This is a genomic window from Caulobacter sp. CCH9-E1 (assembly GCF_001556515.1).
Taxonomy (GTDB): Bacteria; Pseudomonadota; Alphaproteobacteria; order Caulobacterales; family Caulobacteraceae; genus Caulobacter.
This window is the reverse complement of sequence record NZ_LSJA01000374.1, coordinates 1-23,735: the sequence shown is the minus strand read 5'-3', so window position 1 is coordinate 23,735 and position 23,735 is coordinate 1. Positions and strand designations below refer to the sequence as shown.

Sequence of the window (23,735 nt, the reverse complement as noted above, 5' to 3'; positions counted from 1 at the left end):
GGCCGCGCGGAGCGTCTGGCTTCGTCGAAACGGTACACACACTTCAAACCTCCGGACGGATGTCCGGCGCTCCGCGTCCCTTCCAGCGCCTTCAGCGAGCGATCGCGTGAAGATGATCCGTCATGGTCCCACCGTTGGGATTGAGCGGAAAACGCCTTCACGAGAAGGGCGATAACGCCCTAACCTGAGCCCAACGATAAGACCGGGGAGGAGCCGATGATCCCAGGGCTCATGCAGAGCGCGCCGCTGATGATCAGCGGCATCCTGACCTACGCCGCCCAGGCGCATGGCGCGCGGGAGATCGTCTCGCGGCTGATCGACGAGCCGCTCTGGCGCTACGACTACGCGGGCCTGGCCCGCCGCGCCGCCCAGGCGGCCCACGCGCTGCATCGCCTCGGCGTCGCCCCAGGCGACCGGGTCACCTCCCTGGCCTGGAACACTCACCGCCACCTTGAGCTGTTCTACGCCGTTCCCGGCGTCGCCGCGGTGCTGCACACGGCCAATCCCCGCCTGTCCGACGAGCAGATCGCCTACACGATCGACCACGCCGGCAGCCGGGTGCTGTTCTTCGAGCGCAACTTCCTGCCGCTGGTCGAGCGCATCGCGCCGCGTCTGGCGTCGGTGACCACATTCGTCATGCTGTCAGACGAGGCGCGGACCGAACCGGGCGCGATCGGCGCCATCTCCTACGAAGCGCTGATCGCCGGCGAGCCCGAGACGATCGACTGGCCGTCCTTCGACGAGAACGCCGGCGCCTTCCTCTGCTACACCTCCGGCACGACCGGAGACCCGAAGGGCGTGCTCTACTCGCACCGCGCCGTGGTGCTGCACGCCATGGCCGGCGGCCTGAACAGCGCGTTCGGCTTCACCGCCTTCGACGTCGCCATGCCCTGCTCCAGCCTCTACCACGCCACGGCCTGGGGCGTGCCGTTCAGCGCCCCCATCTGCGGCGCCAAGCTGGTGCTGCCGGCCGACCGCATGGACGGCGCCTCGCTGCACGAACTGATCGAGAGCGAGGGCGTCACCTTCACCGGCGGCGTCCCGACCATCTGGACCATGTACCTGGACTGGCTGGAGAAGAACCATACCGCTCCCGCTACGCTCCGGCGGGTGGTGATCGGCGGCAGCGCCGTGCCGCGGGCCATGGCCGAGACCTTCAAGCGCCGCTACGGCGTCCAGGTGCTGCAGATCTGGGGCATGACCGAGACCTGCCCGATCGGCGTCGTCGCCACCCCGACGCCGTCCCTGGCGGCGCTGGGCGAGGACGCCATGGACGAGGCGATCTGGACCCGCCAAGGCCGGCTGCAGTTCGGCATCGAGCTGAAGGTCGAGACCGAGGACGGCGCCGAGGCACCCTGGGACGGCCAGACATCCGGCGCGCTGAAGGTGCGCGGCCCGTGGGTGGTCAGGCGCTACTTCCGAAAGGATCACGACGCCACCGACGATGATGGCTGGTTCGACACCGGCGACATCGCCACGCTGGACGCCAACGGCTTCATGCGCATCACCGACCGCCAGAAGGACGTGATCAAGTCCGGCGGCGAATGGATCAGCTCGATCGATCTCGAGAACGTCGCGGTCGGCTGCCCGGGCGTGAAGATCGCCGCCGTGGTTGGCGTGCCGCATCCGAAGTGGGAGGAGCGCCCCTTGCTGGTCATCGAGCCTCACGAGGGGGCCGCCGTCACCAAGGCCGCCGTGCTGGCCTATCTGGCCCCGAGGATCGTCAAGTGGTGGACGCCCGACGACGTGGTCTTCGCGCCGGTGCCGCTGACCGCGACGGGCAAGATCGACAAGAAGGTCCTGCGCGAGGCTTGGCGCGCCCATCTGGGCGGCGGGTAGCCTTCCTAGTCCACGGTCATCTGGGTCTGGGTGACCACCGCCACCAGCTTGCCGTCCTCGGCCTCGATGCGGGTGACCCAGATGCTTGAGCGCCGGCCGATGTGCAGCGGCGTCGCCGCGGCCTTCACCGTCGTCCCGACGGCGGCGGGGGCGATGAAGTTGGTCTTGCTCTCCAGTGTCGTGGTCCGCTTGCCCTCGGGCGTCGACAGGAACGCGCCGATGGCCCCCAGCGTATCGGCGAGGGCCATGGCCGCGCCGCCATGCAGGATGCCGCCGGCCGTGCACAGGTCGGGCCGGACCAGCAGCCGTCCCTCGACGCAATCGGGGGCGGCGTGGATGATCTCGACGCCCATCAGGGCGGCGAACGGCAGAAGGTCGAGGTCGAAGACGGGCGTGCTCATGACGGCATCTGACGCCCGCCTCCGCCCCGGACGCAAGCGTCAGTTTGACCCGCGCTCGCTGTCGAGGTGGGCCATCATCGCTTCGGCGCACCGGGCCCCCGCCGCGGCGGTCGCCGGAACCGCCGCCTCGATCGCCGCCGCCACATGCCGCGCCCCTGCGCGCCTTCGTGGATTTCGTGAAGGCGGAGCGATCCGATTATGGTTAATACAGTTTGAACTAAACAAAACTCCACTTAAAGTCGTCTAGCGATTCGTGAAGGTTGCGGCCAGCGCCGCGAAGAGTTGTTGGAGTAGCGATGGCGGTTGTCAGCTCCGATCCGTCGGCCCTGTCCAGCCTGGCGCCGAGCCGGATCGCCGCCCTCAGTGGCGCGATGATCGCCGCCGCCCCGCCCTCGGAGTTCGCCAGGCTCACCTCGCAGCAGGTCGCGGCGATCAGCGCGACGGCTATCGCCGCCCTGACTCCCGAACAGTTCGCCCGGTTCGGCGCCAGCCAGCTGGCGGGCCTCACGGCCTCACAGCTGCCTCGACTGCCCGCGGTCGCCTTCAGCAGCACCCAGCTGATGGTGCTGAACCAAGCGCAGGTGTCGTCGCTGTCGCGCACGCAGATCCAGGCGCTGAGCGCCGAGGCGCTCGACGGGCTGCGCATGACCCAGATCGCGGTCCTCAGCGCGACGAACTTCTCCGCCCTGAGCACGACCCAGGTCCAGAGCCTATCGCCGGTTCAGCTACGCGCGTTGAGCGCGGCTCAACTGCGCGGCCTTTCGGCCGCCGACATGGCGGAATTCACCGTGGATCAGGTCGCAAGCCTGACCCCCGCTCAACTGGGCATGCTCGGCCCAACCCAGATCGTGAGTCTCTCGGGCCGCCAGATCGGAGCCCTGACACCGACCCAGTTCGCGGGTCTTTCGGCGTCGACCATGCGGGCCCTTCCGCCCGAGACCATCGCCCTCACCTCGGCGAGCCAGTGGTCCGCGGCCACGCCCGGCCAGCTTTCGTCCCTGACCTCGACCCAGCTGAACGCGCTGGGTGATCGCAAGGCCGTCCTCAGCCCGACCCAGATCCGCGCCCTTTCGGCGACGGAGCTTGGCCGGGCCAGCCCCGCGTTCCTGGCCGCCCTGACGCCAACTCAGCTGAAGGGCCTGAACGCCGGCCATGGCGCGGCGCTCTCCGTCACCGCGATCACCGGTCTCGACACCACTCAGCTGGCTGCGCTGGATCCCGCGGCGCTCGGCGGGTTGTCGCCAAGCGCCTTCTCGGCCCTGAACGCGACCCAGGTCGGCGCGCTCAGCGCCAGCCAGATCGCCCGCCTGCGCGGCGAACAGCTGAAGGCCTTGAACGGGGAAGACTTCAACGAGTTCACGCGCGCCCAGCTGAAGGCTTTCACGGCCAGTCAGATCCGCGACCTCCCCCCCAGCCGGCTGGCGGCCCTGACCGACGAGACCTTCGCGGCGTTCACGCCCTCCCAGCTCAAGGCGCTGACGCCGCTGCAGCTGAAGGCGCTGTCGCGCAGTGATCTCGCCGCCCTGTCGACGGAGCAAGCCCAGGCGCTGACCGCGGTGCAGATCGCCGCGCTTTCGGGAACCCAGTTGGCCGCGCTGCGGCAGGCTGGGCCGCTTTCCCAAGGTCAGCTCTACGGCATCACCGCAACGCAGCTCCGCGCCTTCACCCCGACCGACATCGGCAGCCTCAGCACCACGGAAATCCGAGGCCTCAACGGTCAGCAGATTGGCGGCCTGACATCGACCGCCGTCGCCGCCTTCACCCAGGAGCAGGTGGACAGCCTAACCGGCAACCAGTTGCGCGGGCTGACGGCCACCCAGCTGAGCGGTCTCGACGACACCGACGTCGGGCAACTGCGTCCCACCCAGATCGCGCTGCTGGATGCGACCCAGATAGGCGCGATGGCGCCGCACCTGTCGACCGGGATCATCGGCCGCCTCACCGCGACGCAGGTCTCGAAGATGTCGGTGACCGCGCTGGACGCGCTCTCGTCGACGCAGATCGCCGCCTTCGGATCAATCCAACTGCGGGCCCTGACGGCGGATCAGATCGGCAAACTGCCGTCCGACATCCCCTCCGCGCTTAGCGTCACTCAGATCGCGTCGCTCACGGCGCAGCAGCTCGGCGCCCTGTCGCCGGACAACTTCGGCCGCCTGTCGCTCGACGGTTTGGCGCGGCTGGACGCAAACCAGTTGAGGGGCCTCACCGCGACCCAAGGCCGAAGCCTGACGTCCACCCAGCTCAGCGTTTTCAGCGGAACTCAGATCACCGCTCTGACCTCCAATGTGATCGGCGCGTTGTCGGCCGATGTCGTGGGGGACCTTTCGGCCACGCAGTGGGCCAGCCTCAGCACCGTCCAAGCTCAGGGCCTGACCCAGACCCAGCTCGTGGGCCTTGGCGCCGATGACCTGCGAAAACTGTCGGCCACGCAGTGGGCGGCGTTGCGATCGACCCAGATCGCGGGCCTTTCCGCCACGGCCATCGCCGCTCTGGACGCCGACCGCCTGGCCCTGCTGACGCCAACCCAGCTGGCGGGTCTTTCGCCCAACGCCTTTTCAGCGCTCGACGCCTCGCGTGTCGCCGCCCTCTCGACCAGTCATATCGCCGCGCTGACGGCGACGCAGCTCCGCAGCCTTTCGCCGGAGGACATGGCCGAGTTCAGCACCACGCAGATCGGCGCGATCAATGCATCGCAGATAGCCGCCCTGCCTTCGACCGACGTGGCCGCGCTCAACGCGAGCCAAGTGGCGGCCCTCGGCGCCAACCAGATCCGCGCCATGGCGCCGTCACAGATCTCGGCCCTGCGCCCAACCCAACTGAACGGCCTGTCCAGCAGCCAATTGGCGGCCTTGAGCTCCGTTCAGCTGGGGGCGCTGGCGACCGACGCCCTGGCGGCTCTGACCGCGACGCAGGTCGGCGCCTTGACCGCCGCCCAGATGGCTGGTCTCAACGCCACGCAAGCGGCGAACCTGACCGGCGAACAGCTCGCGGGCCTGTCCAGCACGCAAGTGGGAGGCCTGAACGGAGGCTTCCTCGCCGCGCTGACCCCGACGGCCTTCTCGGCGCTCACGGCGACGCAGGTCGCGCGCCTGTCGACGACGCAGCTTCAGAACCTGACCGCGCCCCAGGTCAGCGCCCTGTCGACCAGCGACTTCGCCGAGCTCTCGAGAACACAGGTGAGCGGCCTCGCCCCTTCGCAAATCGCGGCGCTGTCGGTCACGAACCTGACCTCGCTTTCCACCACGGCGCTCGCCGGATTGTCGGCGAGCCAGTTTGGCGGTCTGACGAGCACCCAACTCGCCGCCCTGCCCGACAGCGCCGTGAAGACCCGCATCGGCCAACTGACTCCCAGCCAGATCGCTGGCGTCTCCGCCACCCTGATCGCCAGCCTGTCGACCACCGAGGTCGCGGCGCTGAGCGCCAGCCAGGTTGGCGCGCTCTCCGCCTCGGCCCTTGGGGCGCTGGGGACCAGCGGGCTGGCGAACCTCACCTCGACCCAGGTGACCGGGCTTTCCACGACGCAGATCGCCAGTCTCGACGCCAGCAGCTTTGGACGCCTGTCGGAAACCCAGGTCGCCGCGCTGTCGGCCGCGCAAATCGGCGCGGTGCGCGGGGAAATCCTTTCGGCCTTGAACGCGACGCAGTTCGCCCGGCTGACGGCCAGTCAGGTGCGCGGCCTAACCTCCACCCAGATCGAGCAGTTCAGCGCCGCCGACATCGGCGAGATCACCATCACCCAGATCGGCGGACTTAGCCCGCAGCAGATGGAGAGCTTCTCCGCGGCCGATATTTCCGCCCTGACGGCGACGCAGGTCGCCGCGCTCACCGCGGCGCAAATCTCGGCCCTGGCGCCGGTGCAGGTGCGCGGCCTCAGCCCGACCGACATGGGGGAGCTGAGCCGGACGCAGATTGCCGGTCTGACATCCAGCCAGATCGGCGCCCTGTCCATGAGCGCCATCGGCGCGATGTCGGAAGACCAGTTCAGCGGCCTCAGCGCAAATCAGGTGCGGGGCTTTACGGCCGAGCAATTGACCGCGTTTGGGGCGAGCGGACTGGCGCGCTTCTCCGGCGCGCAATTGGGCGCGCTCACGACGACCCAGGTGGGCCAGTTGCCCGCCGCCTCGATCGAGGCCCTCGACGCCACGCAGGTCGGCCAGATCATGCCGAGCCAGATCCCGGGCTTCACGGCCGCCCAGATCGCCGCCTTCAAGCCCAGCCAGCTCAGCAGCCTGTCTCGCGCGCAGATCAATAAGCTGACCGCCGCGCAGCTCGACGCGATGGCGCCAGGCCAGTTGGAGGCGATCGGCCTCTAGGCGGCTTCTGGTTCGGCCACAACGAACCGGCGCGGCCTGTCAGCAAAAAGGCCCGGCGGTCTCCCGCCGGGCCTTTCCTGTTTCAGCGTCCGACGCGCGCCTAGTCCTTGGCGCGTTCGACGTACGAGCCGTCTTCCGTCAGGATCACCACCTTGGTGCCCGAGGTGATGTACGGCGGAACCGTGGTCTTCACGCCGTTGCTGAGCACGGCGGGCTTGTAGGACGAGCTGGCGGTCTGGCCCTTCACTGACGGTTCGGTGTCGACGATCTCGAGCACCACGGTGCGCGGCAGATCGATCGCGATCGGCACGTCGTTGTGGGTCGACAGGATGACGGTCATGCCTTCCTGCAGATAGGGCGCGGCGTCGCCGATGACCTCTTCCGTCGCCACGAGCTGGTCGTAGGTTTCCGGGTTCATGAAGTGGAAACCCTCGCCGTCCTGGTACAGGAAGGTGTGGTTGCGGTCGTCGACGAAGGCGCGCTCGACCTGCTCGGTCGTGCGGTAGCGTTCCGAAACCTTCACGCCGTCCGAGATGCGGCGCATGTTCAGCTGGGTCACCGGGGTGCCCTTGCCGGGGTGGATGTTCTCGGCGCTCAGGACGACATAGAGCTTGCCGTCGAGATCGACGACGGAGCCTTTGCGGAGCGAGCTGGCTGCGACCTTCACGTAGTTACCGTCCTTGGTGGAAAGCGCGCGCGAGGCCGCGGGCGCGTTCGTGCTATTGATCCGTGAGCGCCCTCCTATAGCGAAAGGGCCGAAATCTCTAGTCTCTTCGGTTTAAAGCCCTTGCCGCACTCATCCTCGACCTGGTGGCGCACGGACGTCCACCAAGACCGCCGTCCCTTCCTCCTGGCCCGCAATCGGATCACCAAGGCCTTCCGCGCCTGGTTCGAGGCCGAGGGCTTCGAGGAGGTCGAGACCGCCGCCTTGCAGGTCTCCCCGGGCGCCGAGGCGCACCTGCACGCCTTCGCCACCGAAGCGCTGGACGCCGCTGGCGAGGCCGCGCCGCTGTATCTGCACACCTCGCCCGAGTTTGCCTGCAAGAAGCTGCTGGCGGCGGGGGAGGCGAAGATCTTCAGCCTGGGCAAGGTGTGGCGCAATCGAGAGCGCGGGCCGTTGCACCATCCCGAGTTCACGATGCTGGAGTGGTACCGCGCCGAGGCGCCGTACGAGACGCTGATGGACGATTGCGCTGATCTGGTCGCTCTGGCGGCCGAGACGGCGGGAACCCGGCGCTTCGCGTTCCGAGGCATGGCCTGCGATCCCTTCGCCGTTCCCGAACGCCTCTCGGTGGCCGAGGCCTTTCGGCGCCACGCCGGCGTCGATCTGCTGGCCAGCATCGCCTCAGACGGCGAAACAGACCGCCACGCGTTGGCCGCCGAGGCCGCCGAGGCTGGTGTTCGCGTGGCGGAGGACGACACCTGGGCCGACATCTTCAGCCGGATCATCGTCGAAAAGGTCGAGCCGCGACTGGGCGAAGGCCGCCCCACGATCCTTTGCGAATATCCGATCCCCGAGGCGGCCCTGGCGCGTCCTAAGGCTTCCGATCCGCGAGTCGCCGAGCGCTTCGAGCTCTATGCCTGCGGCGTCGAGCTGGCCAACGCCTTCGGCGAGCTCACCGACCCCATGGAGCAGCGCCGCCGCTTCGGGCTGGAGATGGACGAGAAGGCCCGCGTCTATGGCGAGCGCCATCCCATCGACGAGGACTTCCTGGCCGCCCTGGCCCACATGCCGGAGGCGTCGGGCTCGGCCCTGGGCTTCGACCGCCTGGCCCTCTTGGCGACCGGCGCCCGGCGGATCGAAGACGTCCTCTGGACGCCCGTCGCGGGATAGACCGCGAAAAATCTCCATCGCCCCTCTTGAGTCCCGCTCGATTTCAACCAAACTTCTAACTGCGGGCCGGGCCCCTCTGACGTTTCGACGCTTCGCGTCGGGCGTGATGTCGGACCGCATCGAGTGCGCTCGATGCTGGGTCCTGGAGGCCGCTTACCCCCTCTGAGCCCCATTCGCCCGGCATCGGCGCACTCCCCCAACAGAGGAGAGCGACAACATGCCCTTGATGAACGCCCAGCAGCTGCGTGCGGAGATCGCGCGGCTGACCATGGCCATGCGCGAAGAAGGCGCACGGCCCAATCCGGACAAGGCCAAGATCCAGATCTGGAGCCTGCGACGGCAAAGCCTCCAGGAACGTCTGTGGACGATCGAACTGAACGCCGCCACCGCGCGGTGGGCCTGAGATCATGGCCAAGGCCGTCAATGATAACGACAACGAGGAAAAGCTCATGAACAACGCCCTGCGCAAGGCGCTCGCGCCGACCGACGTCTGGACGCCGCGCCAGCTGGAGCAGCTCGACGCCGTGGTGGCGGCCTGCGCCCTGATCGCCCACGCCGATGGCGAGGTCTCGACCGAGGAGCGGGGGCGGATGCTGGACCGCATTCGCGGCCAGGCGGGGCTGATCCCGTTTGGCGTCGATGACGTGCTCGAAGCCTTCGAGGCCCTGGACGCCCGGTTCGAGACGCGCCCGGAGGAGGCGCGGGCGGAGGCGGAGATGATGATCCGCCAGCTCAAGGGACGAGCGGAGGCCGTGGAGGTCGCCGCCGCGGCGGTGGCGGTGTCGATCGCCGACGGCGGGCTTGAGGCCGAGGAGCGCCAGGTCATCCTCAACATCTGCGCGTGGCTCGGCGTCGCGCCGGCCCGGTTCGACCTGTCGCACTAGACCCGTAAGCAGCCGCCAGGCTTGACCCGACGCAACCGCCTGGGTCCTCCTTTGGTCGAATTCGATCAAGGGTGCGACCATGGCTCGGTTGAAGGCGCACGTCGAGCATCACGCGGTGTCGCGGATCGGCTGGCTGCGCGCGGCCGTCCTGGGCGCGAATGACGGCATCGTGTCGACGGCGGCGCTCGTCGTCGGCGTCGCGGCGGCGGAGACCACGCGCGGCGCGGTCCTGCTGGCCGCCGGCGCGGGCCTGGTCGCCGGCGCGATGTCGATGGCGGCGGGCGAGTATGTCTCGGTCAGCTCGCAGGCCGACAGCGAGGCCGCCGACTTGGCCCGCGAACGCCAGGAGTTGGCGACCAGACCGGAAGAAGAGCTGGACGAGATGACCGCGATCTATGTCTCGCGCGGCCTGACGCCGGACCTCGCCCGTCAAGTCGCCATGCAGCTGAACGCGGGCGATGCGCTGGCCGCCCATGCGCGCGACGAACTGGGCATTTCCGAGCACCTGACCGCGCGGCCGGTCCAGGCCGCCCTGACCTCGGCGGCGACCTTCGCCTTGGGCGCGGCCATGCCGCTGGCGGTCACCGCGATCGCGCCCCTTCAGGTGATGATCCCGGTCGTCACGGCGGCCACCCTGGCGGCGCTGGCCGTGCTGGGCTGGCTCGGCGCCTGGGCGGGCGGCGCGCCGCCGCTGAAATCGGTGATCCGGGTGACCTTCTGGGGCGTCCTGGCGCTGGCGGCCACCGCCTTGATCGGCAAGGCGTTCGGCGCGGTGGTCTAAACCGGCAAGGGCCGCGGCTTGCGGTGCTCGTCGATGGCCACGAAGGTGAAGACGCCTTCGGTCACCTTGTGCGCCTGCTCCCCGTCCCGGCGGCGACGCCACGCCTCGACGGCGACCTTGAGAGAGGTGCGGCCCGTGTGGATCACCTTGGCGAACAGGCTGACCTCGTCGCCGACGAAGACCGGGCTGATGAAGGTCATGCCGTCGATGGCGATGGTGGCGCAGCGGCCCGCGGCGCGGTGGAACGCGATCGAGGCCGCGGCCAAGTCCATCTGGGACAGCAGCCAACCGCCGAAGATGTCGCCTTCGGGATTGGTGTCGGACGGCATGGCGATGGCGCGCAGGACCGGCGCCTCGCTTGGCCACTCGGCCTTCTCCCAGGCCTTGGCGAGGGTCTCGGCCCGCTGGCCCGGCGGCACGCTGTCGTCCACGGCTTAGTGGCCGCCAGCGCCTTCGTAGACGCCCGGCGCGAGTTGCTCGTCCTCGTCGCCTTCGGCCGTCGCCGCGACGAAGCGACGATCGCAGTAGGGGCAGTCGACGAAGCCGGCCGCGCCCATCTCAAGCCAGACGCGCGGATGGCCCAGGGCCCCGCCGACGCCATCGCAGGCGATGCGGTGCGAGCGAACCATGATCGTCTCCGGCGCGGGACCGGCGATCGCCGCCGGGTCCATGGCGGTCGGAACGGTCGCGTTGGCGGTCGGAGTCTTGGCCTTGGCCATCTTGGGAGTCCTCGAATTCGGATCGCGGCCTTGGCGTCGCCGCGAACGAGGCATACCTATGCGACGCCGAAAGGCGCCGTCAATCGACGCGCGCCTCCGGGGGCCCTTCTCGCGGCGTTTCCGGCCTCGCCGTTTGCATTCTGGACGATCCATGGACCTGCCCGCCTACGCCATCGAAGCCGAAGGCCTCTACAAGACCTACGCCGCCACCAAGACCTCGCCCGAGAAGCGCGCGCTGAACGGCATCGACCTGAAGGTCCCGCGCGGCTCGATCTTTGGCCTCCTGGGCCCCAATGGCGCGGGCAAGTCGACCTTCATCAACATCCTGGCCGGCCTGGTCCGCAAGAGTTCGGGCACGGTGCGGATCTGGGGTCGCGACATCGACCAGCGCCCGCGTGACGCCCGCGCGGCCATCGGCGTGGTGCCGCAGGAACTGGCCGCCGACGTCTTCTTCACCCCACGCGAGTCCCTGGAGGTCCAGGCGGGCTTTTATGGCGTGCCCAAGCGCGAGCGCCGGACGGACGAGTTGCTGAACGCCCTGGGTCTCGGCGACAAGGCCGGCGCCTATGTCCGCCAACTGTCGGGCGGCATGAAGCGCCGCCTGATGGTCGCCAAGGCCATGGTCCACCAGCCGCCGGTGCTGATCCTCGACGAACCCACCGCCGGCGTGGACGTCGAGCTGCGCCGCCAGCTTTGGCAGTATGTGACGGGTCTGAACGAGCTCGGCGTCACCATCGTGCTGACCACCCACTACCTGGAAGAGGCCCAGGAGCTCTGCGACCAGATCGCGATCATCAATCGCGGCGAGGTGGTGGCCTGCGAGCCGACTGGGACCTTGCTGCGCCGGATGGACAGCCGCAACGTCGTGGTCACGCCGGAGCAGCCCGTGACGGCCGCGCCGGCCTTGGCGGGCTTCGACACCAAGCTGCGCGCGGGCGGAGCCTTCTCGGTCACCTATCGCACCGGCCAGTCCAGCGTCGAACAGGTTCTGGCCGCGGTCCGCGCCAGCGGGTTGCTGATCAAGGACATCGCCACCGAGGATCCGGACCTCGAGGATGTCTTCGTCGCCCTGACCTATGGCGATCCGAACGCGGCCGACCCGACCAAGGACTAGTCAGCTCATCCCACGCCCAGTCAGCGGCGACAAACGCGCTTGCCAGGCTCGCCGCAGCGCGCCAGCTTCGCCGCGATTTGCGCGTGAGGGGTATGACAATGCGGCTTCTGGGACTTGTTGTGGCGCTATGCCTGGGTCTTTCGACCTTGGCCCAGGCGCAAGAGGCCAAGCCCATCCCCGTCAAGGTCGTGGTGCTGACGACCTTCGAGATCGGCGAGGTGACCGGCGACCGGCCCGGCGAGTTCCAGCCGTGGGTCGAGGGCCTGCCGCTGAAGGAGACCATCCCCGTCCCCGGCCTGCGCCACGCGGCCCGCTGGTCGCCCGAGACCGGCGTGCTGGGCGTGATGACCGACATGCGCGCGCGGGCGCGGGAAAGCGTCGCCGCCCTGATCCTTTCCAAGCAGTTCGATTTCTCCAAGACCTACTGGATCGTGGCGGGCATCGCCGGCGTCGACCCCAAGGCGGCGTCGATCGGCAGCGCCGCCTGGGCGCGCTACGTCGTGGACGCCGATCCCATTTACGAGGTCGACGATCGCGAGATCCCGGCTGACTGGCCCTACGGTCTCTATTCGCTGGAAACCGACAAACCCAATGTGAAGGGCTCGGCGGAAGGTTCGTCGGGCATGGTCTGGGCGCTGAACTGGCGGCTCGTGGACTGGGCGTATGGCCTGACCGTGAAGACGCCTATCCCCGACAGCCCGGCCTTGGCGGGCCTGCGCGCGCCCTACGCCAGCGACGGCAACGCCGCCAAGCCGCCTTTCGTCCTGAAGGGCGAGGCGCTGGGGGCCACTCGCTTCTGGCACGGCGCGCGTCGCACTCAATGGGCCGAGGACTGGGTCCGCCTTTGGACCGACGGCGCGGGGACCTTCACGATGACCGACTGCGAGGACCAGGGCATCATGGACGTGCTCGACCTCTATGCGAAGGCCGGCAAGGTCGACTTCTCGCGTGTCCTGGTGCTGCGGACGGCCAGCAACTACTCGCGCGCGCCGACAGGCGCTCCGGAGTTCCCGCGCGCCTTCCACGGCGAGGGCGCGCAGGCCGCGTTCGACTCGGCCTACCGTGTGGGCTCGGTCGTGGTGCGCGAGCTGACAAGCCACTGGGATCGCTACGAAACCAATACGCCCAGCGCGGCGTCCGTTGGGGGACGGTGAAATGATCGAACGGATGTTCAAGCTGTCGGCTCAAGGAACCTCGGTGCGCACCGAGGTGCTGGCCGGTTTCACCACCTTCCTGACCATGGCCTACATCGTGATCGTCAATCCGACGATCCTGGGCCAGGCGGGCATGCCGATCGCGGCCGTGGCGGCGGCCACCTGCCTCGCCGCCGGCTTCGGCAGCATCCTGATGGGCCTGATCGCCAACTATCCGATCGCCCTGGCGCCCGGGATGGGGCTCAACGCCTATTTCACCTTCACCGTGGTCAAGGGCATGGGCCTGCCTTGGGAGACGGCGTTGGGCTGCGTCTTTCTGTCCGGCGTGGCCTTCTTGGTTCTCACCGTCGCGGGCATTCGGCAGTTGATCGTCGGCGCCATTCCGCGCCCGCTGTTCTCGGCCGTCGCCGCCGGCGTGGGCCTGTTCATCGCCTTCATCGGCCTCAAGGAAGCCGGCGTCATCGTCGCCGATCCGGCCACGACCGTAGCGCTCGGCGACCTCACCAAGCCCAACGCCGCCCTCGCCATCCTGGGCCTTCTCGTCATGGGCGGCCTGATGGTCTGGCGGGTGAAGGGCGCGATCCTGATCGGCATCCTGGTCGCCGCCGTCGCGGGCTGGGCCCTGGGCCTCGCCAAGATCGTTCCCGGCGAGTACGGCCTGGCGGCTCTGACGGCCACGGCCTTCAAGCTAGACGTCCCCGCGGCGCTGCACCTGAACAGCGGCATGGGCATGGCGCTGGCCGAGGTGATCTTCGTCTTCCTGTTCGTCGACCTGTTCGACAATGTCGGGACCCTGGTCGCGGTGACCAAGAAAGCCGGCCTCGTCCAGCCGGACGGGACGATTCCGCGCCTCAACCGCATCCTGACCGCCGACTCGATCGCGACCATTGGCGGCTCCCTGGCCGGCACCTCGACCGTGGTCAGCTATATCGAGAGCGCCTCCGGCGTCGCCGCCGGCGGCCGCACGGGCCTGACGGCGGTCGTGGTCGGCGTGCTCTTCCTGGTCACCCTGTTCTTCGCGCCCTGGGTCCAGGCGATCCCCGCCGCAGCCACGGCGCCGGCCCTGATCATCGTCGGCTCGATGATGGTCGGCGCGCTGGTCGACGTGGACTGGGAGGATCCCGGCGTCGCGATCCCGGCGTTCCTGACCGTGATCGCCATTCCCCTGACCTTTTCGATCGCCAACGGCCTGGCCTTCGGCATCACCGCCTATGCCGGGCTGAAGCTGGTCCGAGGGCAGGCAAAGAAAAGCGACTGGCTGCTGTTCGTGCTGGCGGCCCTGTTCGTCGCCCGCTTCATCTACATGGGGGCGGCGTAAGCCGCTCCCCGCAAGACCGTTTGCGCCCCGGCCGCCTTTCGGCTAAGACCCGCTTCCCGCAAGGGATGCACCCGTAGCTCAGCTGGATAGAGCGTTGCCCTCCGAAGGCAAAGGTCACACGTTCGAATCGTGTCGGGTGCGCCATTTCGGTTCAAAGGCACGAACGCCTAGCACCGCCGCCTCTACGCCAGAGGCGGCGGTTAGGGTTCGGAGCAGCTCGCTCCGCAGCCCACGGATGCGGACCTCCTTCCGGCTCACCACTTCAACCCGCTGCGCCACGGCGCGAACCTGATCGCGGGCGAACGTGCCGTCGCCCTGCCGCAGCTTCTTTTTGAGGGCGGCCGCGAAGGCGCGCAGGCTCTCCGGCGTGATCGCCGGGCCGATCTTCGCGATATGGGCCAAGGCGCGCTCGGAATCGCCCTTGGCCTGGTCGCGCGTCGCGGTGAGCTCGGCGATACGATCCTTGAGCGATGGATCGCTCACGTCGATGACGCCGTTCTCAATCGCATCATAGAGGCGCTTGAGCTTCGCTTCCGCCTCGGTCGCACGCCGCTCAAGGTCGGCGACATGCTCGCGGCGCTGGTTAACCCACTCGTCGCGGCGTTCGAGGATCTGATCCATCAGAGCTTCGAGCCGCACCGGGTCGAGCAGCCGGGCTTCGAGATGATCGACCACGGCCTCGTTGAGCCGGTCCATCGGCACCGTGATGCCGGGACAGCCGGTCGCACCCTGCCGCGCCTTCGTCGAGCAGGTATAATAGCGATATTCCCGCCCGACGCTGCTGGTGCCCGTGCGCAGCGTCATCGCGCCGCCGCAGCACGCGCAGAAGCAGATGCCGGTGAGCAGCGTCGGACCGCCCACCGCCATTGGCGCCATCATCTTCGGGCTGCGCGCCTTGAGCGAGCGCTGGACCGCCTCGAACTCGGCTTCCGAGACGATCGCCGGCACTTCCATGATGGCGTGCTCGCTCTCCGGCTTCGGCGTTTTCGTCTTGTGGTCGCGGGTGTTGAAGCGGTGCTGGCCGATATAGGTCGTGCGCGTGAGAACCTGATGCACCGCGCCCAAGCCCCAGCGCCCGCCATCGCGGGTGCGGATGTTGTTTTCGTTGAGCCAGGTGGCGATCGACTTGAGGCCCATGGGGCCGCGGTTATCGACGCCATTGAGCGCCATGCGGTAGATGCGGCGCACCGTCTCGGCCTGGATCGGGTCGATCTCCAGCTTCTTCTTGATCTTCGCGCCGCGCTCGCCGGCCGCGATCACGCGATAGCCGATCGGCGCGCGTGCGCCGTTCCAGAAGCCTTGCCGGGCATTCTCCTTCATCGCCCGCAAAGTGTGCTTGCCGTTCTCCTTTGACTGATACTCGTCGAACAGCGTCATGATCTGACGCATCATCACGCTCATTGGATCGTCGCCCAGATCTTGCGTGATCGAGATGAGTCGCACCCCGTTCTTAGCCAGCTTGCGGACGTAGAACTCGAACTGGAACTGGTCGCGGAAGAAGCGCGAGAAGCTGTGAACGAGAATGACGTTGAACGTCGGCGGCTTGACCATCGCCGCGTCGATCATCGCTTGGAAGGCTGGGCGACGATCATCGGTCGCGGTGTTGCCCGGTTCGACGAACTCGGCCGCGACCTCCCAACCGCGCGACAGGCAGTAGTCTTCGATCTGACGACGCTGGTCGGGAATCGACAAGTCGCTGTCGGCCTGCCGGCCTGTCGAAACGCGCAGGTAAAGAGCAGCGCGGGCGGTCGCGACGACCGGCGCCTCATCCTCGTGTCGTCGCAAGACGGCCTTGGTCATGACGCTTCACTCCTCACTTCACGGTAGCGGCCCCAACAGCTTGTCCAGCTCCTGCCGCATGTGGCCTTCGATCGCGCGCAATTCCGCGTCGCCGATCGGAACTTGCTCGGGCCAATCGTCGGTGACGACGATCTGCCCATCATCCTCGCGCGCTCGGCGCGAAGCCCGGCGTGGCGCGACGCGGTTGGTGTAGTCATGCAGGTCATCCGGGCACTCGGCCCAGCGGCGAGGCGTGCGACGGCGGAGCTTGCGAGGAAGGGCCATCGCGGCAGGCTGCCGCGCGACCGCATCCCGCGCAAAGCCTCTCGCGGGGCGAAGCGCAGATAGGGGCGCGCGACGGCGGGCGTCATGCTTCGCCCCACGGATCGACGACTGTGATCCCACATTCGGCAAAGTCGCGCACATTACGAGTCGCCAGCCGCGCGCCGCGCGAGCGCACGATCGCCGCGATTTGCGCGTCAATCTGGCTGATCGGCTTGCCGCCCTGTTTCCGCCTGGCGGCGATCTCGGGATATGCAAGCGCCGCTTCGGTATCGAACGGCAGCACGCGGCCTGCCAAATCGACCTCGAACATCGGACGCGCAGCCGCCAGCAGATCATCGCGGCGGCGTCCCTCGGGAAGCAGCGCCAAGCCATAGAAGATTTCCGCCTGTGTCAGCGTCGTCGTGAACACGCCTGCCATCGGCTGCTCGGCGATCCACGCCATGACTGTCGGGTCAGGCTCGCGCCGCATCAGCTCCGAAATGACGTTGGTGTCGAGGACGATCATTCGCCGAAGTCCACCGGCCGGATCGCCTCACGGGGCAGGTCAGGCAGATCGACGCCGCCCAGCGCGCCGAAGCGCTCATTGATGGCCTGGCCCAGATTGCGAGGGCGCGGGATTTCGGTCGAGAGCGCCGAGCGCAGGATGTCGCGCGCCTCGTCTTCCATAGAACGGCCGTGCATTGCCGCGCGCAGGCGCAGGCGATTTTTGATCGCATCGTCGATGTTTCGGATCGTCATGACCGCCATGCTGACCTCCATAAGTCAATGACTGCATGTTAGTCGATGAAGGTATAAATTGCAAGATGGGGTTGGCGCCTCCCTGCGGGACCGCCGCTCTATCTCCGCTGCGCTGCGACCGAACCCCTGACGGGTTTCGGCCCTGCCGGGTGACGATCAGCATGGCGGGCGGCGCTGGTGCGCCGGTCGGTCAATCCGCCCCGCGGATTGAGGTTCTTCCAGGCTGCGGAGATCGGCCAAGGCTGCGCCGGCCGATCGCATTGGCGGTCGTTGCACTCCCCGAGATGGGGTGGGCGTCGCTTCCCTCTAGGCCCGCCGCGCCGGGCCGCAACGCGCGTGCCGCGCTTACCTCCTCTGCGTTCCGGCCCTGCGGGTGCTGCCCGGCTCCGCCGGCGGGCCTGCCGGTCGCTCTTTCGCCGCCCACCCCATTCCGGGGTGAGTGCGGTTTGAAGGAGAAGTGTGATGAACGCTGTTACCGAAACCGTTGCCGCCGAGCCTGTGTCGGGCGTCGAGATTTTCGTGCCGCTCGCAAAGCTCAAGAAGTCCCCGCGCAATGCCCGCAAGGTGCCGCACGGAGAAGCCGCTATCGAGGCGCTGGCCGCTTCGATCCAGCACAAGGGGCTGATCCAGAACCTTGTCGTGGAGCCGGAAGTCAAAGAGGACGGGACGCCGACCGGCTATTACCTCGTCACCGCTGGCGAGGGCCGAAGGCTGGCGATGCTGCTGCGCGCCAAGCGCAAGCAGATCAGGAAGTCCGAGCCTGTCCGGTGCTGGCTCGATACGCAGAACGATCCCGCCGAGATCAGTCTGGACGAGAACGTCACCCGGACCCCGATGCACCCCGCCGACCAGTTCGAGCGGTTCCGCGAGCTTGCGGACGGCAAGGGCTGGGGCGCGCAGGAGATCGGCGCGCGGTTCGGCGTATCGGCTGGCGTGGTGAAGCAGCGGCTTCGCCTTGGCGCTGTCTCGCCCAAGCTATTGCAGGTCTATCGTGAGGATGGCCTTACGCTGGACCAGCTTATGGCCTTCGCGATCACCGAGGACCATGCCCGGCAGGAGCAGGTGTTCGAGAACCTGCATCACAATCGCGAGCCGTGGATCATCCGTCGCGATATGACCGCCGCCAACGTGCCCGCCGATGATCGCCGCGCGGTGTTCGTCGGAGCCGACGCCTATATCGAGGCTGGCGGCAACATAATCCGCGACCTGTTCAGCGAGGACCGGGGCGGGTTCTTCGAGGATGCGGGCTTGCTCGACATGCTCGCCGCCGAGAAGCTGCACGAGATCGCGGACGAGGTTCAGGCCGAGGGCTGGAAATGGGCCGAGGCGCATATCGACTATCCCCATGCGCACGGGATGCGGCGTTTCTATCCGCAGACCGTTCCCCTGTCCGATGAGGACGAGGCCCGGCTGGAGGCGCTGTCGATCCAGCATGACGAATTGGCCGAAGGCTATTCGTCCTATGACGAGATGCCCGAGGACCTGGCGGCGAGGCTGGAGGTGGTGTCCGACGAGATCGACGCCATTTCGGCCAAGCGTTCCGCCTACGACGCCAACGTGATCGCGCATGGCGGCGCGTTCGTCGTGCTTCACCATGACGGTACGGTCAGGATCGAGCGCGGTTTCGTCCGAGCCGAGGACGAGGCGCTGGCGGACCCGCAGCCCGAGCCGGAAGCCGAGGGCGACCCGACCGACCCGGAGGCCGTGGAGGACGAGCAGGCCGAGGACGGCGACGAGGACGTGCAGGAGATCGAGGAAGAGGACGAGGAACCGGGCAAGCCGATTTCCGACAGCCTCACCCGCGACCTGTCCGCCTATCGGACGCTGGCCTTACGCGTCGCCCTTGGCGAACGGCCCGATCTGGCGCTGATCGCCTTAACCCACACGCTCACGGCGCAGTTGTTCTACAGCTACGCCGAAGCCGGTTGCCTTGAGGTCCGCCCGACCGTGACGCCGCTTGGCAGCCATGCGGATGGGATCGAGGACACGCCGCTTGCCGCCAAGGCGAACGAGGCCCGCGAGGCGTGGGCCGAGCGGATGCCGCGTGACGTGGCCGACCTGTGGGGCTTCGTGGTCGCGCTGGACGACGAGAAGCGGCTGGCGCTGCTGGCGCATTGCGCGTCCCGCACCGTCAATGCGCTGCGCCTGCCGTGGGACCGCAAGCCTCGTTCGCTGCAAACGGCGGACAGGCTGGCGACGGCGCTGGCGCTGGACGTGGCGAAGGACTGGACGCCGACCGTGGACAGCTACCTTGGCCGCATCACCAAGGCGCATATCGTGGAGGCTGTGACCGAAGGCGTGTCGGAGGACGCCGCCCGCCGTATCGCGGACATGAAGAAGCCGGACATGGCGCAGGCCGCCGAGCAGCTTCTGGCCGGGACCGGCTGGTTGCCTGCGATCCTGCGGACCTCGGAGCCGGAGGCGGAGCAGTCCGCAACCGTCGTGGCCGAGGACGTGGGAAGCGTGGAGCAGCCGTCCGAAGCGGAGGCTCCCGATACCGAAGCGGAGGACGGCGAAGCGTCCTTCGCCGTCGCCGCCGAATAGCGGCATCGGGCCGGGGCCGCGCGAGCGGTCCCGGCCTTTCATTCGCTGCCGCTTTTGCTGTTTGAGGAGCGTCGTCGCTCGCCGGGCCAAGGCCCGGCTCGCGAATGCAGGTCAGGCCGGGCGCGGCCCGAACAGGATCACGGTCGCGCCGACAAGGCAGATGACCGCGCCGGTCACGTCCCAGCGGTCGGGGCGCAGCCCTTCGACCGCCCACAACCAGCCGAGCGAGGCCGCGATATAAACGCCGCCATAGGCAGCATAGGCGCGTCCCGCCGCATCGCTGTCCACCAGCGTCAGCAGCCAGGCGAACAGCGCCAGCGAGATCATGCCCGGCACGATCCACAACGGCGACTTGCCGAGGCGGAGCCATGCCCAGAACGAATAGCATCCGGCGATCTCGGCCAGGGCCGCGCCGACATAGGCAAAGGGCGTGATCGTCATAGGCTCCCTATCCGTTGTGGGGCGCAAGCGCCTCGATGATGCGGCAGTCCGCGACCGTGCCGCCCCCGCATGAGGTGATGAGCGCGGCCAGCTCCCGGCGCAACGCCGTCAGATCGGCGGTCTTGCGCTCGACTTCGCTGAGATGGTCGCGGGCGAGCGCATCGACCGTTGCACAGTCCCGGCCGCGATCGTCCGACAGCGAGAGCAGCGCGCGCACCTGGTCGAGCGGGAAGCCGAGATCGCGGGCGCGGCGGATGAAGCTCAGCCGCCCCAGCTCGACCGCGTCATAGGCGCGGTAGTTGCCGCCGGTGCGCGGAGGCTTCGGCAACAGCCCGATCCGCTCATAATAGCGGATCGTTTCCACCTTCGTGTCCGTCGCCTTGCCCAGCTCGCCGATGGTGAGCGCCATAGCCTTGACCCTGTAGTTGCTACAGGGTGCATATAGCCTGTCGCATCGAACGAATCGAGGTGACGATCATGGCAGGCGGATGCTGCGGCGGCTGCGAGACGACCGCGCCGACCAGGGACAAGGCATGGCGGCGCGTGCTGTGGATCGCGCTTGCGATCAATGCCAGCATGTTCGCGGTCGAGATCGTCGCCGGTGTCGCGGCGCACTCGGCCGCGCTCAAGGCCGATGCGCTCGACTTCCTCGGCGACAGCGCCAACTACGCGATCAGCCTCGGCGTCGCCGGCATGGCGCTGCAATGGCGCGCGCGGGCCGCGTTGCTTAAGGGGGCGTCCCTGTTGCTGCTCGGCCTGTGGATTCTCGGCAGCACCGTCTGGATGGCGATGACTGGTGCCTTGCCGCAGGCCGAGACGATGGGCGTCATCGGTGTGCTTGCGCTGTTCGCCAATCTCGTCTGCGCCGTCATGCTGTGGCGGCACCGTGACGGCGACGCCAACCGCAGATCGGTGTGGATCTGCTCGCGCAACGACGCGATCGGCAACATCGCCGTGGTGGCCGCCGCGCTCGGCGTGTTCGGCACCGGGACGGCCTGGCCGGACATCGCGGTCGCCGTGATCCTTGCCGGGCTTGGTGTCAGCGGCGGATGGCAGATCGTCCGTCAGGCGCGCGCCGAGCTGCGCGGGATCGCATCTCCGGGGCGGGAGCAAGTCGCCCTCTAGCCCGCCGGCCGGTGTCTGGATGTGGAGTCGGTCTCATCGCCCCTTGCTCGCTCTGCACCTTGGCGAGTGCCGATGGTCAGAGCGCGATTCCTTGCCAGTGCCGACACGACGCTGCGGCCTCTCCAATGGCTTGATCTAAGCGGGCCGGCTTCGCCTCGATCGTCTTGGCGCAACAGCGCCGCGCGGCTTTTTTCCGCCGCCTTCGGCTTTGCATCGCGAAGCAAAAAAGCCGCGCTCCGCCGTCCGGCGCTTCGCTGGGCCGCAAGCGGTGCGCGTCCGATCGTCCCTGCTTCACCGATCGCCATCGAGGCCGCGGCGGTCGTGGCCCGAAAGCGAAAGGAACTTCGACATGGCGACCATCGGCACCTTCACCCAGGCGGCCAACGGCTCCTTCACCGGAACCATCAAGACGCTCACCCTCAACGCCAAGGCCACCCTCCGGCCGATCGATAAGGAGAGCGAGAAGGCCCCAGACTACCGCCTCGCGGTCGGTTCCGTCGAGTGCGGCGCGGGATGGAAGAAGACCAGCCGCGAGAACCGCGACTACATCTCGGTCAAGCTGGACGATCCCGCCTTCCCGGCGCCGATCTACGCCACTCTATCAGAGACCGAGACCGCCGGCGAATACGCGCTGATCTGGTCCCGCTGACCCCGACACGGCGCCCCGCTCCATTGGAGCGGGGCGCCTTCGTGCGCTTGTTACGCCGGTTATCAAAAGCGGACGGGCCAGTCGGCCCGGCATGTTGTCCGAGGTGCTTGGGGCGCTGCCCCCAGCGCCCTTCGGAGCGGCTTCCGCCCAGCTTCCTCCACGCTGCGCGTTCCGTGCAGCCGGTTCCCCGCGAAGCCGCCCACTCCGGTTGCACCCCCGGTCTCGCCGACGGGCAGGGTTTCAGCGCGGCGCTCCGCTGCGCGGAAACCCAAGCCCAAAGGAGGCCAAAATGCACTACCAGCTTGCCACTCGGTTCGGTCGCAACGCCCATCAGATCAGCGGCCGGGAGCCGCTCGATAACGAGGCGCTGTATCGGCACGTCCCGTCAATCTTCGCCCGCGAGGCGCACGACAGCCGTTCGGATCGCTATGTCTATGTCCCCACCATCGACATCGTAGAGGGGCTGCGTCGGGAAGGATGGTCGCCGTTCTTCGCGGTCCAGTCCGTTCCGCGCGACGGCAGCCGCCACGGCCACGCCAAGCACATGCTGCGCCTGCGCCGGGATGACGGCATCGGCAAGCCCGAGGCCGCAGAAGTCATCATCGTGAACAGCCATGACGGGACCAGTGCCTATCAGATGTTCGCCGGGATGCTGCGTTTCGTCTGCACCAACAGCATGATCGCGGGCGAGCGGTTTGAGGAGGTGCGCGTTCCCCATAAGGGCAACATCGAGCACGATATCATCGAAGGCGTTTACACCGTCGCCGAGGACTTCCCCCGGCTGATCGACGCCAGCGAGTCGATGAAGGCGATCCAGCTTTCGCCGGATGAGCAGCGCTTGCTCGGCGAGGTTAGCCTTGTTGCTCGCTATGGCGACGACGAAAGCCCGATTCGGCCCGAGCAGATCATTGAGCCGCGCCGCCGCGAGGATGTAGACCGCAGCCTGTGGACCACATTCAACGTCATTCAGGAGAATGTCGTTCGTGGCGGGTTGCATGGCCGCAAGCGCAATGCGGAGGGCCGTATCCGCCGCGTGCAAACCCGCGCCATCAACGGCATCGACCAGAACGTGACGCTTAATCGCGCGCTCTGGACGCTGGCTGAGGGGATGCAGCGCCTCAAGGCCGCCTGACTGTTCCCCGCCGCAGGGCCGGAGTTCCGGCCCTGCGGTTTTGCCGCTTGCGCGCCGATCCGCTGCGCCGGATCGGCAGCGGCCGCGCGTCCCAAAGGTCCGCGCGGCCGCATGGGCGCGCTCACCGGGCTGGCGCCCGGCTCGCGGTGGGTAGTGGTAAAATCCCCAGCGCTGCCTTAAAAGGGCGATGGGCTGCTACGCGGCAGCCTGGGGTGTGGAAACCCCACGTTTAGCGGTTCGGCACCGGCCGTAACGGTGCCGCAATCCTTGACCACGCGGTCGGGGAGCCTGTGACGTATGTCCAGGCGCTCCGGTGCTAAAGGTCACAGGAACCGTCTAAACGCGGTTTTCCAACTCCCCGATCAGGGTTCAGGAGCTGTTTGCGGGGGCGCACCGCAAACCAGCAGCCCCTGTGAGTGTGCAGTAGGCAATGCAGATTCCGCGCGCAATTATGCCTGGCAAGCACGTCGAAAATGCTCGGCATTGTCCTATTGGTTAACGCGGACGGGAAGCCAAGGGCATGGTGGTCAAGATGAGATTCGATGATCGGGCGCCCGATTCACCACAACTCACCAGCTATGACGAAGGTCATCTGGCAGATTATCTGCGCTTGCTCGACGCCGACGCCGATGTGTACGTCGTCAGAAGTTTTGAGACAGCCGGGCTGCGGATTTAGCGGAGGGTT

Annotated in this window: 24 protein-coding genes, 1 tRNA gene and 1 pseudogene; 15 read left to right on the top strand and 11 right to left on the bottom strand. The window is 67.8% G+C overall.

What is annotated here, in order from left to right; genetic code table 11:
* Positions 1–114, bottom strand: a pseudogene (locus AX690_RS24340) (hypothetical protein); the annotation flags it as partial.
* A 102-nt stretch (positions 115–216) separates the two neighbouring features.
* On the opposite strand from AX690_RS24340, the gene AX690_RS21210 reads away from it, so the two are divergent.
* On the top strand, positions 217–1,839 hold the full coding sequence (locus AX690_RS21210) for a long-chain fatty acid--CoA ligase (protein WP_066730544.1): 1,623 nt from the start codon (positions 217–219) through the stop codon (positions 1,837–1,839).
* A 5-nt stretch (positions 1,840–1,844) separates the two neighbouring features.
* On the opposite strand, the gene AX690_RS21205 is transcribed toward AX690_RS21210, so the two are convergent.
* A complete protein-coding gene (locus AX690_RS21205) occupies positions 1,845–2,240 on the bottom strand; it encodes a PaaI family thioesterase (RefSeq protein ID WP_066687132.1) in 396 nt (131 codons plus the stop codon).
* Positions 2,241–2,536: 296 nt separating this feature from the next.
* On the opposite strand from AX690_RS21205, the gene AX690_RS21200 reads away from it, so the two are divergent.
* Positions 2,537–6,553, top strand: coding sequence for an ice nucleation protein (locus AX690_RS21200; RefSeq protein ID WP_066687130.1), 4,017 nt, complete (start codon positions 2,537–2,539; stop codon positions 6,551–6,553).
* 100 nt (positions 6,554–6,653) lie between these two features.
* On the opposite strand, the gene efp is transcribed toward AX690_RS21200, so the two are convergent.
* A complete protein-coding gene (gene efp, locus AX690_RS21195; protein ID WP_066687129.1) occupies positions 6,654–7,220 on the bottom strand; it encodes an elongation factor P in 567 nt (188 codons plus the stop codon).
* A 93-nt stretch (positions 7,221–7,313) separates the two neighbouring features.
* Between efp and epmA the strand changes: the two genes are divergently transcribed.
* The 4 genes from epmA to AX690_RS21175 all read left to right on the top strand — a co-directional run bounded on the left by epmA (position 7,314) and on the right by AX690_RS21175 (position 10,052).
* The gene (gene epmA / locus AX690_RS21190; RefSeq protein WP_369798241.1) at positions 7,314–8,387 is read left to right on the top strand and encodes an EF-P lysine aminoacylase EpmA; all 1,074 of its coding nucleotides are present in this window, start codon (positions 7,314–7,316) and stop codon (positions 8,385–8,387) included.
* A 217-nt stretch (positions 8,388–8,604) separates the two neighbouring features.
* Positions 8,605–8,790 carry a hypothetical protein gene (locus AX690_RS21185; RefSeq protein ID WP_066687124.1) on the top strand — a complete coding sequence of 62 codons (186 nt, stop codon included), beginning with the start codon at positions 8,605–8,607 and terminating at the stop codon, positions 8,788–8,790.
* A 4-nt stretch (positions 8,791–8,794) separates the two neighbouring features.
* Entirely contained in the window at positions 8,795–9,271 is a 477-nt protein-coding gene (locus AX690_RS21180) for a tellurite resistance TerB family protein (protein ID WP_066687122.1), read from the top strand.
* Between the two features lie 79 nt (positions 9,272–9,350).
* Positions 9,351–10,052, top strand: a complete 702-nt coding sequence (locus tag AX690_RS21175) for a VIT family protein (protein ID WP_066687119.1) — start codon at positions 9,351–9,353, stop codon at positions 10,050–10,052.
* Here AX690_RS21175 and AX690_RS21170 read toward each other — a convergent pair.
* Entirely contained in the window at positions 10,049–10,483 is a 435-nt protein-coding gene (locus AX690_RS21170) for an acyl-CoA thioesterase (protein WP_066687117.1), read from the bottom strand. The genes AX690_RS21175 and AX690_RS21170 overlap by 4 nt on opposite strands.
* Positions 10,484–10,486: 3 nt before the next feature.
* A complete protein-coding gene (locus tag AX690_RS21165; protein WP_066687116.1) occupies positions 10,487–10,771 on the bottom strand; it encodes a zinc-finger domain-containing protein in 285 nt (94 codons plus the stop codon).
* A gap of 151 nt (positions 10,772–10,922) precedes the next feature.
* Here AX690_RS21165 and AX690_RS21160 point away from each other — a divergent pair, with 151 nt between their 5' ends.
* The 4 genes from AX690_RS21160 to AX690_RS21145 all read left to right on the top strand — a co-directional run bounded on the left by AX690_RS21160 (position 10,923) and on the right by AX690_RS21145 (position 14,501).
* Positions 10,923–11,885 (top strand): ABC transporter ATP-binding protein, encoded by a 963-nt coding sequence (locus tag AX690_RS21160; protein ID WP_066687114.1) that lies wholly within the window; start codon positions 10,923–10,925, stop codon positions 11,883–11,885.
* 92 nt (positions 11,886–11,977) lie between these two features.
* Entirely contained in the window at positions 11,978–13,039 is a 1,062-nt protein-coding gene (locus AX690_RS21155) for a purine nucleoside permease (protein ID WP_082769800.1), read from the top strand.
* Between the two features lies 1 nt (position 13,040).
* The gene (locus tag AX690_RS21150; protein WP_066687109.1) at positions 13,041–14,357 is read left to right on the top strand and encodes an NCS2 family permease; all 1,317 of its coding nucleotides are present in this window, start codon (positions 13,041–13,043) and stop codon (positions 14,355–14,357) included.
* Positions 14,358–14,424: 67 nt separating this feature from the next.
* Positions 14,425–14,501, top strand: a tRNA-Arg gene (locus AX690_RS21145).
* On the opposite strand, the gene AX690_RS21140 is transcribed toward AX690_RS21145, so the two are convergent.
* The 4 genes from AX690_RS21140 to AX690_RS21125 form a co-directional block, all read right to left on the bottom strand.
* Positions 14,472–16,157, bottom strand: coding sequence for a recombinase family protein (locus tag AX690_RS21140; RefSeq protein ID WP_082769799.1), 1,686 nt, complete (start codon positions 16,155–16,157; stop codon positions 14,472–14,474). The two genes, AX690_RS21145 and AX690_RS21140, sit on opposite strands and share 30 nt — an antisense overlap.
* 18 nt (positions 16,158–16,175) lie before the next feature.
* The gene (locus tag AX690_RS21135) at positions 16,176–16,421 is read right to left on the bottom strand and encodes a hypothetical protein (protein ID WP_066687107.1); all 246 of its coding nucleotides are present in this window, start codon (positions 16,419–16,421) and stop codon (positions 16,176–16,178) included.
* Positions 16,422–16,503: 82 nt separating this feature from the next.
* Positions 16,504–16,926: a type II toxin-antitoxin system VapC family toxin gene (locus tag AX690_RS21130; protein WP_066687105.1), complete on the bottom strand. Its 423-nt coding sequence runs from the start codon at positions 16,924–16,926 to the stop codon at positions 16,504–16,506.
* Entirely contained in the window at positions 16,923–17,168 is a 246-nt protein-coding gene (locus AX690_RS21125; protein ID WP_171012817.1) for a plasmid stabilization protein, read from the bottom strand. Before AX690_RS21125 ends, AX690_RS21130 begins: the two co-directional genes overlap by 4 nt.
* Positions 17,169–17,657: 489 nt before the next feature.
* On the opposite strand from AX690_RS21125, the gene AX690_RS21120 reads away from it, so the two are divergent.
* On the top strand, positions 17,658–19,703 hold the full coding sequence (locus AX690_RS21120; protein ID WP_231732269.1) for a ParB/RepB/Spo0J family partition protein: 2,046 nt from the start codon (positions 17,658–17,660) through the stop codon (positions 19,701–19,703).
* Positions 19,704–19,814: 111 nt separating this feature from the next.
* Here AX690_RS21120 and AX690_RS21115 read toward each other — a convergent pair whose 3' ends face one another.
* Both AX690_RS21115 and AX690_RS21110 read right to left on the bottom strand, forming a co-directional pair.
* Positions 19,815–20,138, bottom strand: a complete 324-nt coding sequence (locus tag AX690_RS21115) for a YnfA family protein (protein ID WP_197426935.1) — start codon at positions 20,136–20,138, stop codon at positions 19,815–19,817.
* Between the two features lie 13 nt (positions 20,139–20,151).
* Complete coding sequence (locus AX690_RS21110) at positions 20,152–20,553, bottom strand: helix-turn-helix domain-containing protein (protein ID WP_066687078.1); 402 nt, start codon at positions 20,551–20,553, stop codon at positions 20,152–20,154.
* Positions 20,554–20,621: 68 nt separating this feature from the next.
* Between AX690_RS21110 and AX690_RS21105 the strand changes: the two genes are divergently transcribed.
* The 4 genes from AX690_RS21105 (at position 20,622) to AX690_RS23110 (ending at position 23,726) form a co-directional block, all read left to right on the top strand.
* Complete coding sequence (locus AX690_RS21105) at positions 20,622–21,269, top strand: cation transporter (protein WP_066687075.1); 648 nt, start codon at positions 20,622–20,624, stop codon at positions 21,267–21,269.
* 349 nt (positions 21,270–21,618) lie between these two features.
* A complete protein-coding gene (locus AX690_RS21100) occupies positions 21,619–21,918 on the top strand; it encodes a DUF736 domain-containing protein (RefSeq protein ID WP_066687072.1) in 300 nt (99 codons plus the stop codon).
* A gap of 289 nt (positions 21,919–22,207) precedes the next feature.
* A complete protein-coding gene (locus tag AX690_RS21095; protein WP_066687069.1) occupies positions 22,208–23,050 on the top strand; it encodes a DUF932 domain-containing protein in 843 nt (280 codons plus the stop codon).
* Positions 23,051–23,570: 520 nt separating this feature from the next.
* A complete protein-coding gene (locus AX690_RS23110; RefSeq protein ID WP_197426934.1) occupies positions 23,571–23,726 on the top strand; it encodes a hypothetical protein in 156 nt (51 codons plus the stop codon).
* Positions 23,727–23,735 lie beyond the last annotated feature (9 nt).

Bases quoted from the DNA above. Each gene is read 5' to 3' on its own strand.
- AX690_RS21210 (WP_066730544.1), top strand. From the start codon at position 217: ATGATCCCAGGGCTCATGCAGAGCGCGCCGCTGATGATCAGCGGCATC.
- AX690_RS21205 (WP_066687132.1), bottom strand. From the start codon at position 2,240: ATGAGCACGCCCGTCTTCGACCTCGACCTTCTGCCGTTCGCCGCCCTG.
- AX690_RS21200 (WP_066687130.1), top strand. From the start codon at position 2,537: ATGGCGGTTGTCAGCTCCGATCCGTCGGCCCTGTCCAGCCTGGCGCCG.
- AX690_RS21185 (WP_066687124.1), top strand. From the start codon at position 8,605: ATGCCCTTGATGAACGCCCAGCAGCTGCGTGCGGAGATCGCGCGGCTG.
- AX690_RS21180 (WP_066687122.1), top strand. From the start codon at position 8,795: ATGGCCAAGGCCGTCAATGATAACGACAACGAGGAAAAGCTCATGAAC.
- AX690_RS21175 (WP_066687119.1), top strand. From the start codon at position 9,351: ATGGCTCGGTTGAAGGCGCACGTCGAGCATCACGCGGTGTCGCGGATC.
- AX690_RS21165 (WP_066687116.1), bottom strand. From the start codon at position 10,771: ATGGCCAAGGCCAAGACTCCGACCGCCAACGCGACCGTTCCGACCGCC.
- AX690_RS21160 (WP_066687114.1), top strand. From the start codon at position 10,923: ATGGACCTGCCCGCCTACGCCATCGAAGCCGAAGGCCTCTACAAGACC.
- AX690_RS21155 (WP_082769800.1), top strand. From the start codon at position 11,978: ATGACAATGCGGCTTCTGGGACTTGTTGTGGCGCTATGCCTGGGTCTT.
- AX690_RS21150 (WP_066687109.1), top strand. From the start codon at position 13,041: ATGATCGAACGGATGTTCAAGCTGTCGGCTCAAGGAACCTCGGTGCGC.
- AX690_RS21140 (WP_082769799.1), bottom strand. From the start codon at position 16,157: ATGACCAAGGCCGTCTTGCGACGACACGAGGATGAGGCGCCGGTCGTC.
- AX690_RS21135 (WP_066687107.1), bottom strand. From the start codon at position 16,421: ATGGCCCTTCCTCGCAAGCTCCGCCGTCGCACGCCTCGCCGCTGGGCC.
- AX690_RS21130 (WP_066687105.1), bottom strand. From the start codon at position 16,926: ATGATCGTCCTCGACACCAACGTCATTTCGGAGCTGATGCGGCGCGAG.
- AX690_RS21125 (WP_171012817.1), bottom strand. From the start codon at position 17,168: ATGGCGGTCATGACGATCCGAAACATCGACGATGCGATCAAAAATCGC.
- AX690_RS21110 (WP_066687078.1), bottom strand. From the start codon at position 20,553: ATGGCGCTCACCATCGGCGAGCTGGGCAAGGCGACGGACACGAAGGTG.
- AX690_RS21105 (WP_066687075.1), top strand. From the start codon at position 20,622: ATGGCAGGCGGATGCTGCGGCGGCTGCGAGACGACCGCGCCGACCAGG.
- AX690_RS21100 (WP_066687072.1), top strand. From the start codon at position 21,619: ATGGCGACCATCGGCACCTTCACCCAGGCGGCCAACGGCTCCTTCACC.
- AX690_RS21095 (WP_066687069.1), top strand. From the start codon at position 22,208: ATGCACTACCAGCTTGCCACTCGGTTCGGTCGCAACGCCCATCAGATC.
- AX690_RS23110 (WP_197426934.1), top strand. From the start codon at position 23,571: ATGGTGGTCAAGATGAGATTCGATGATCGGGCGCCCGATTCACCACAA.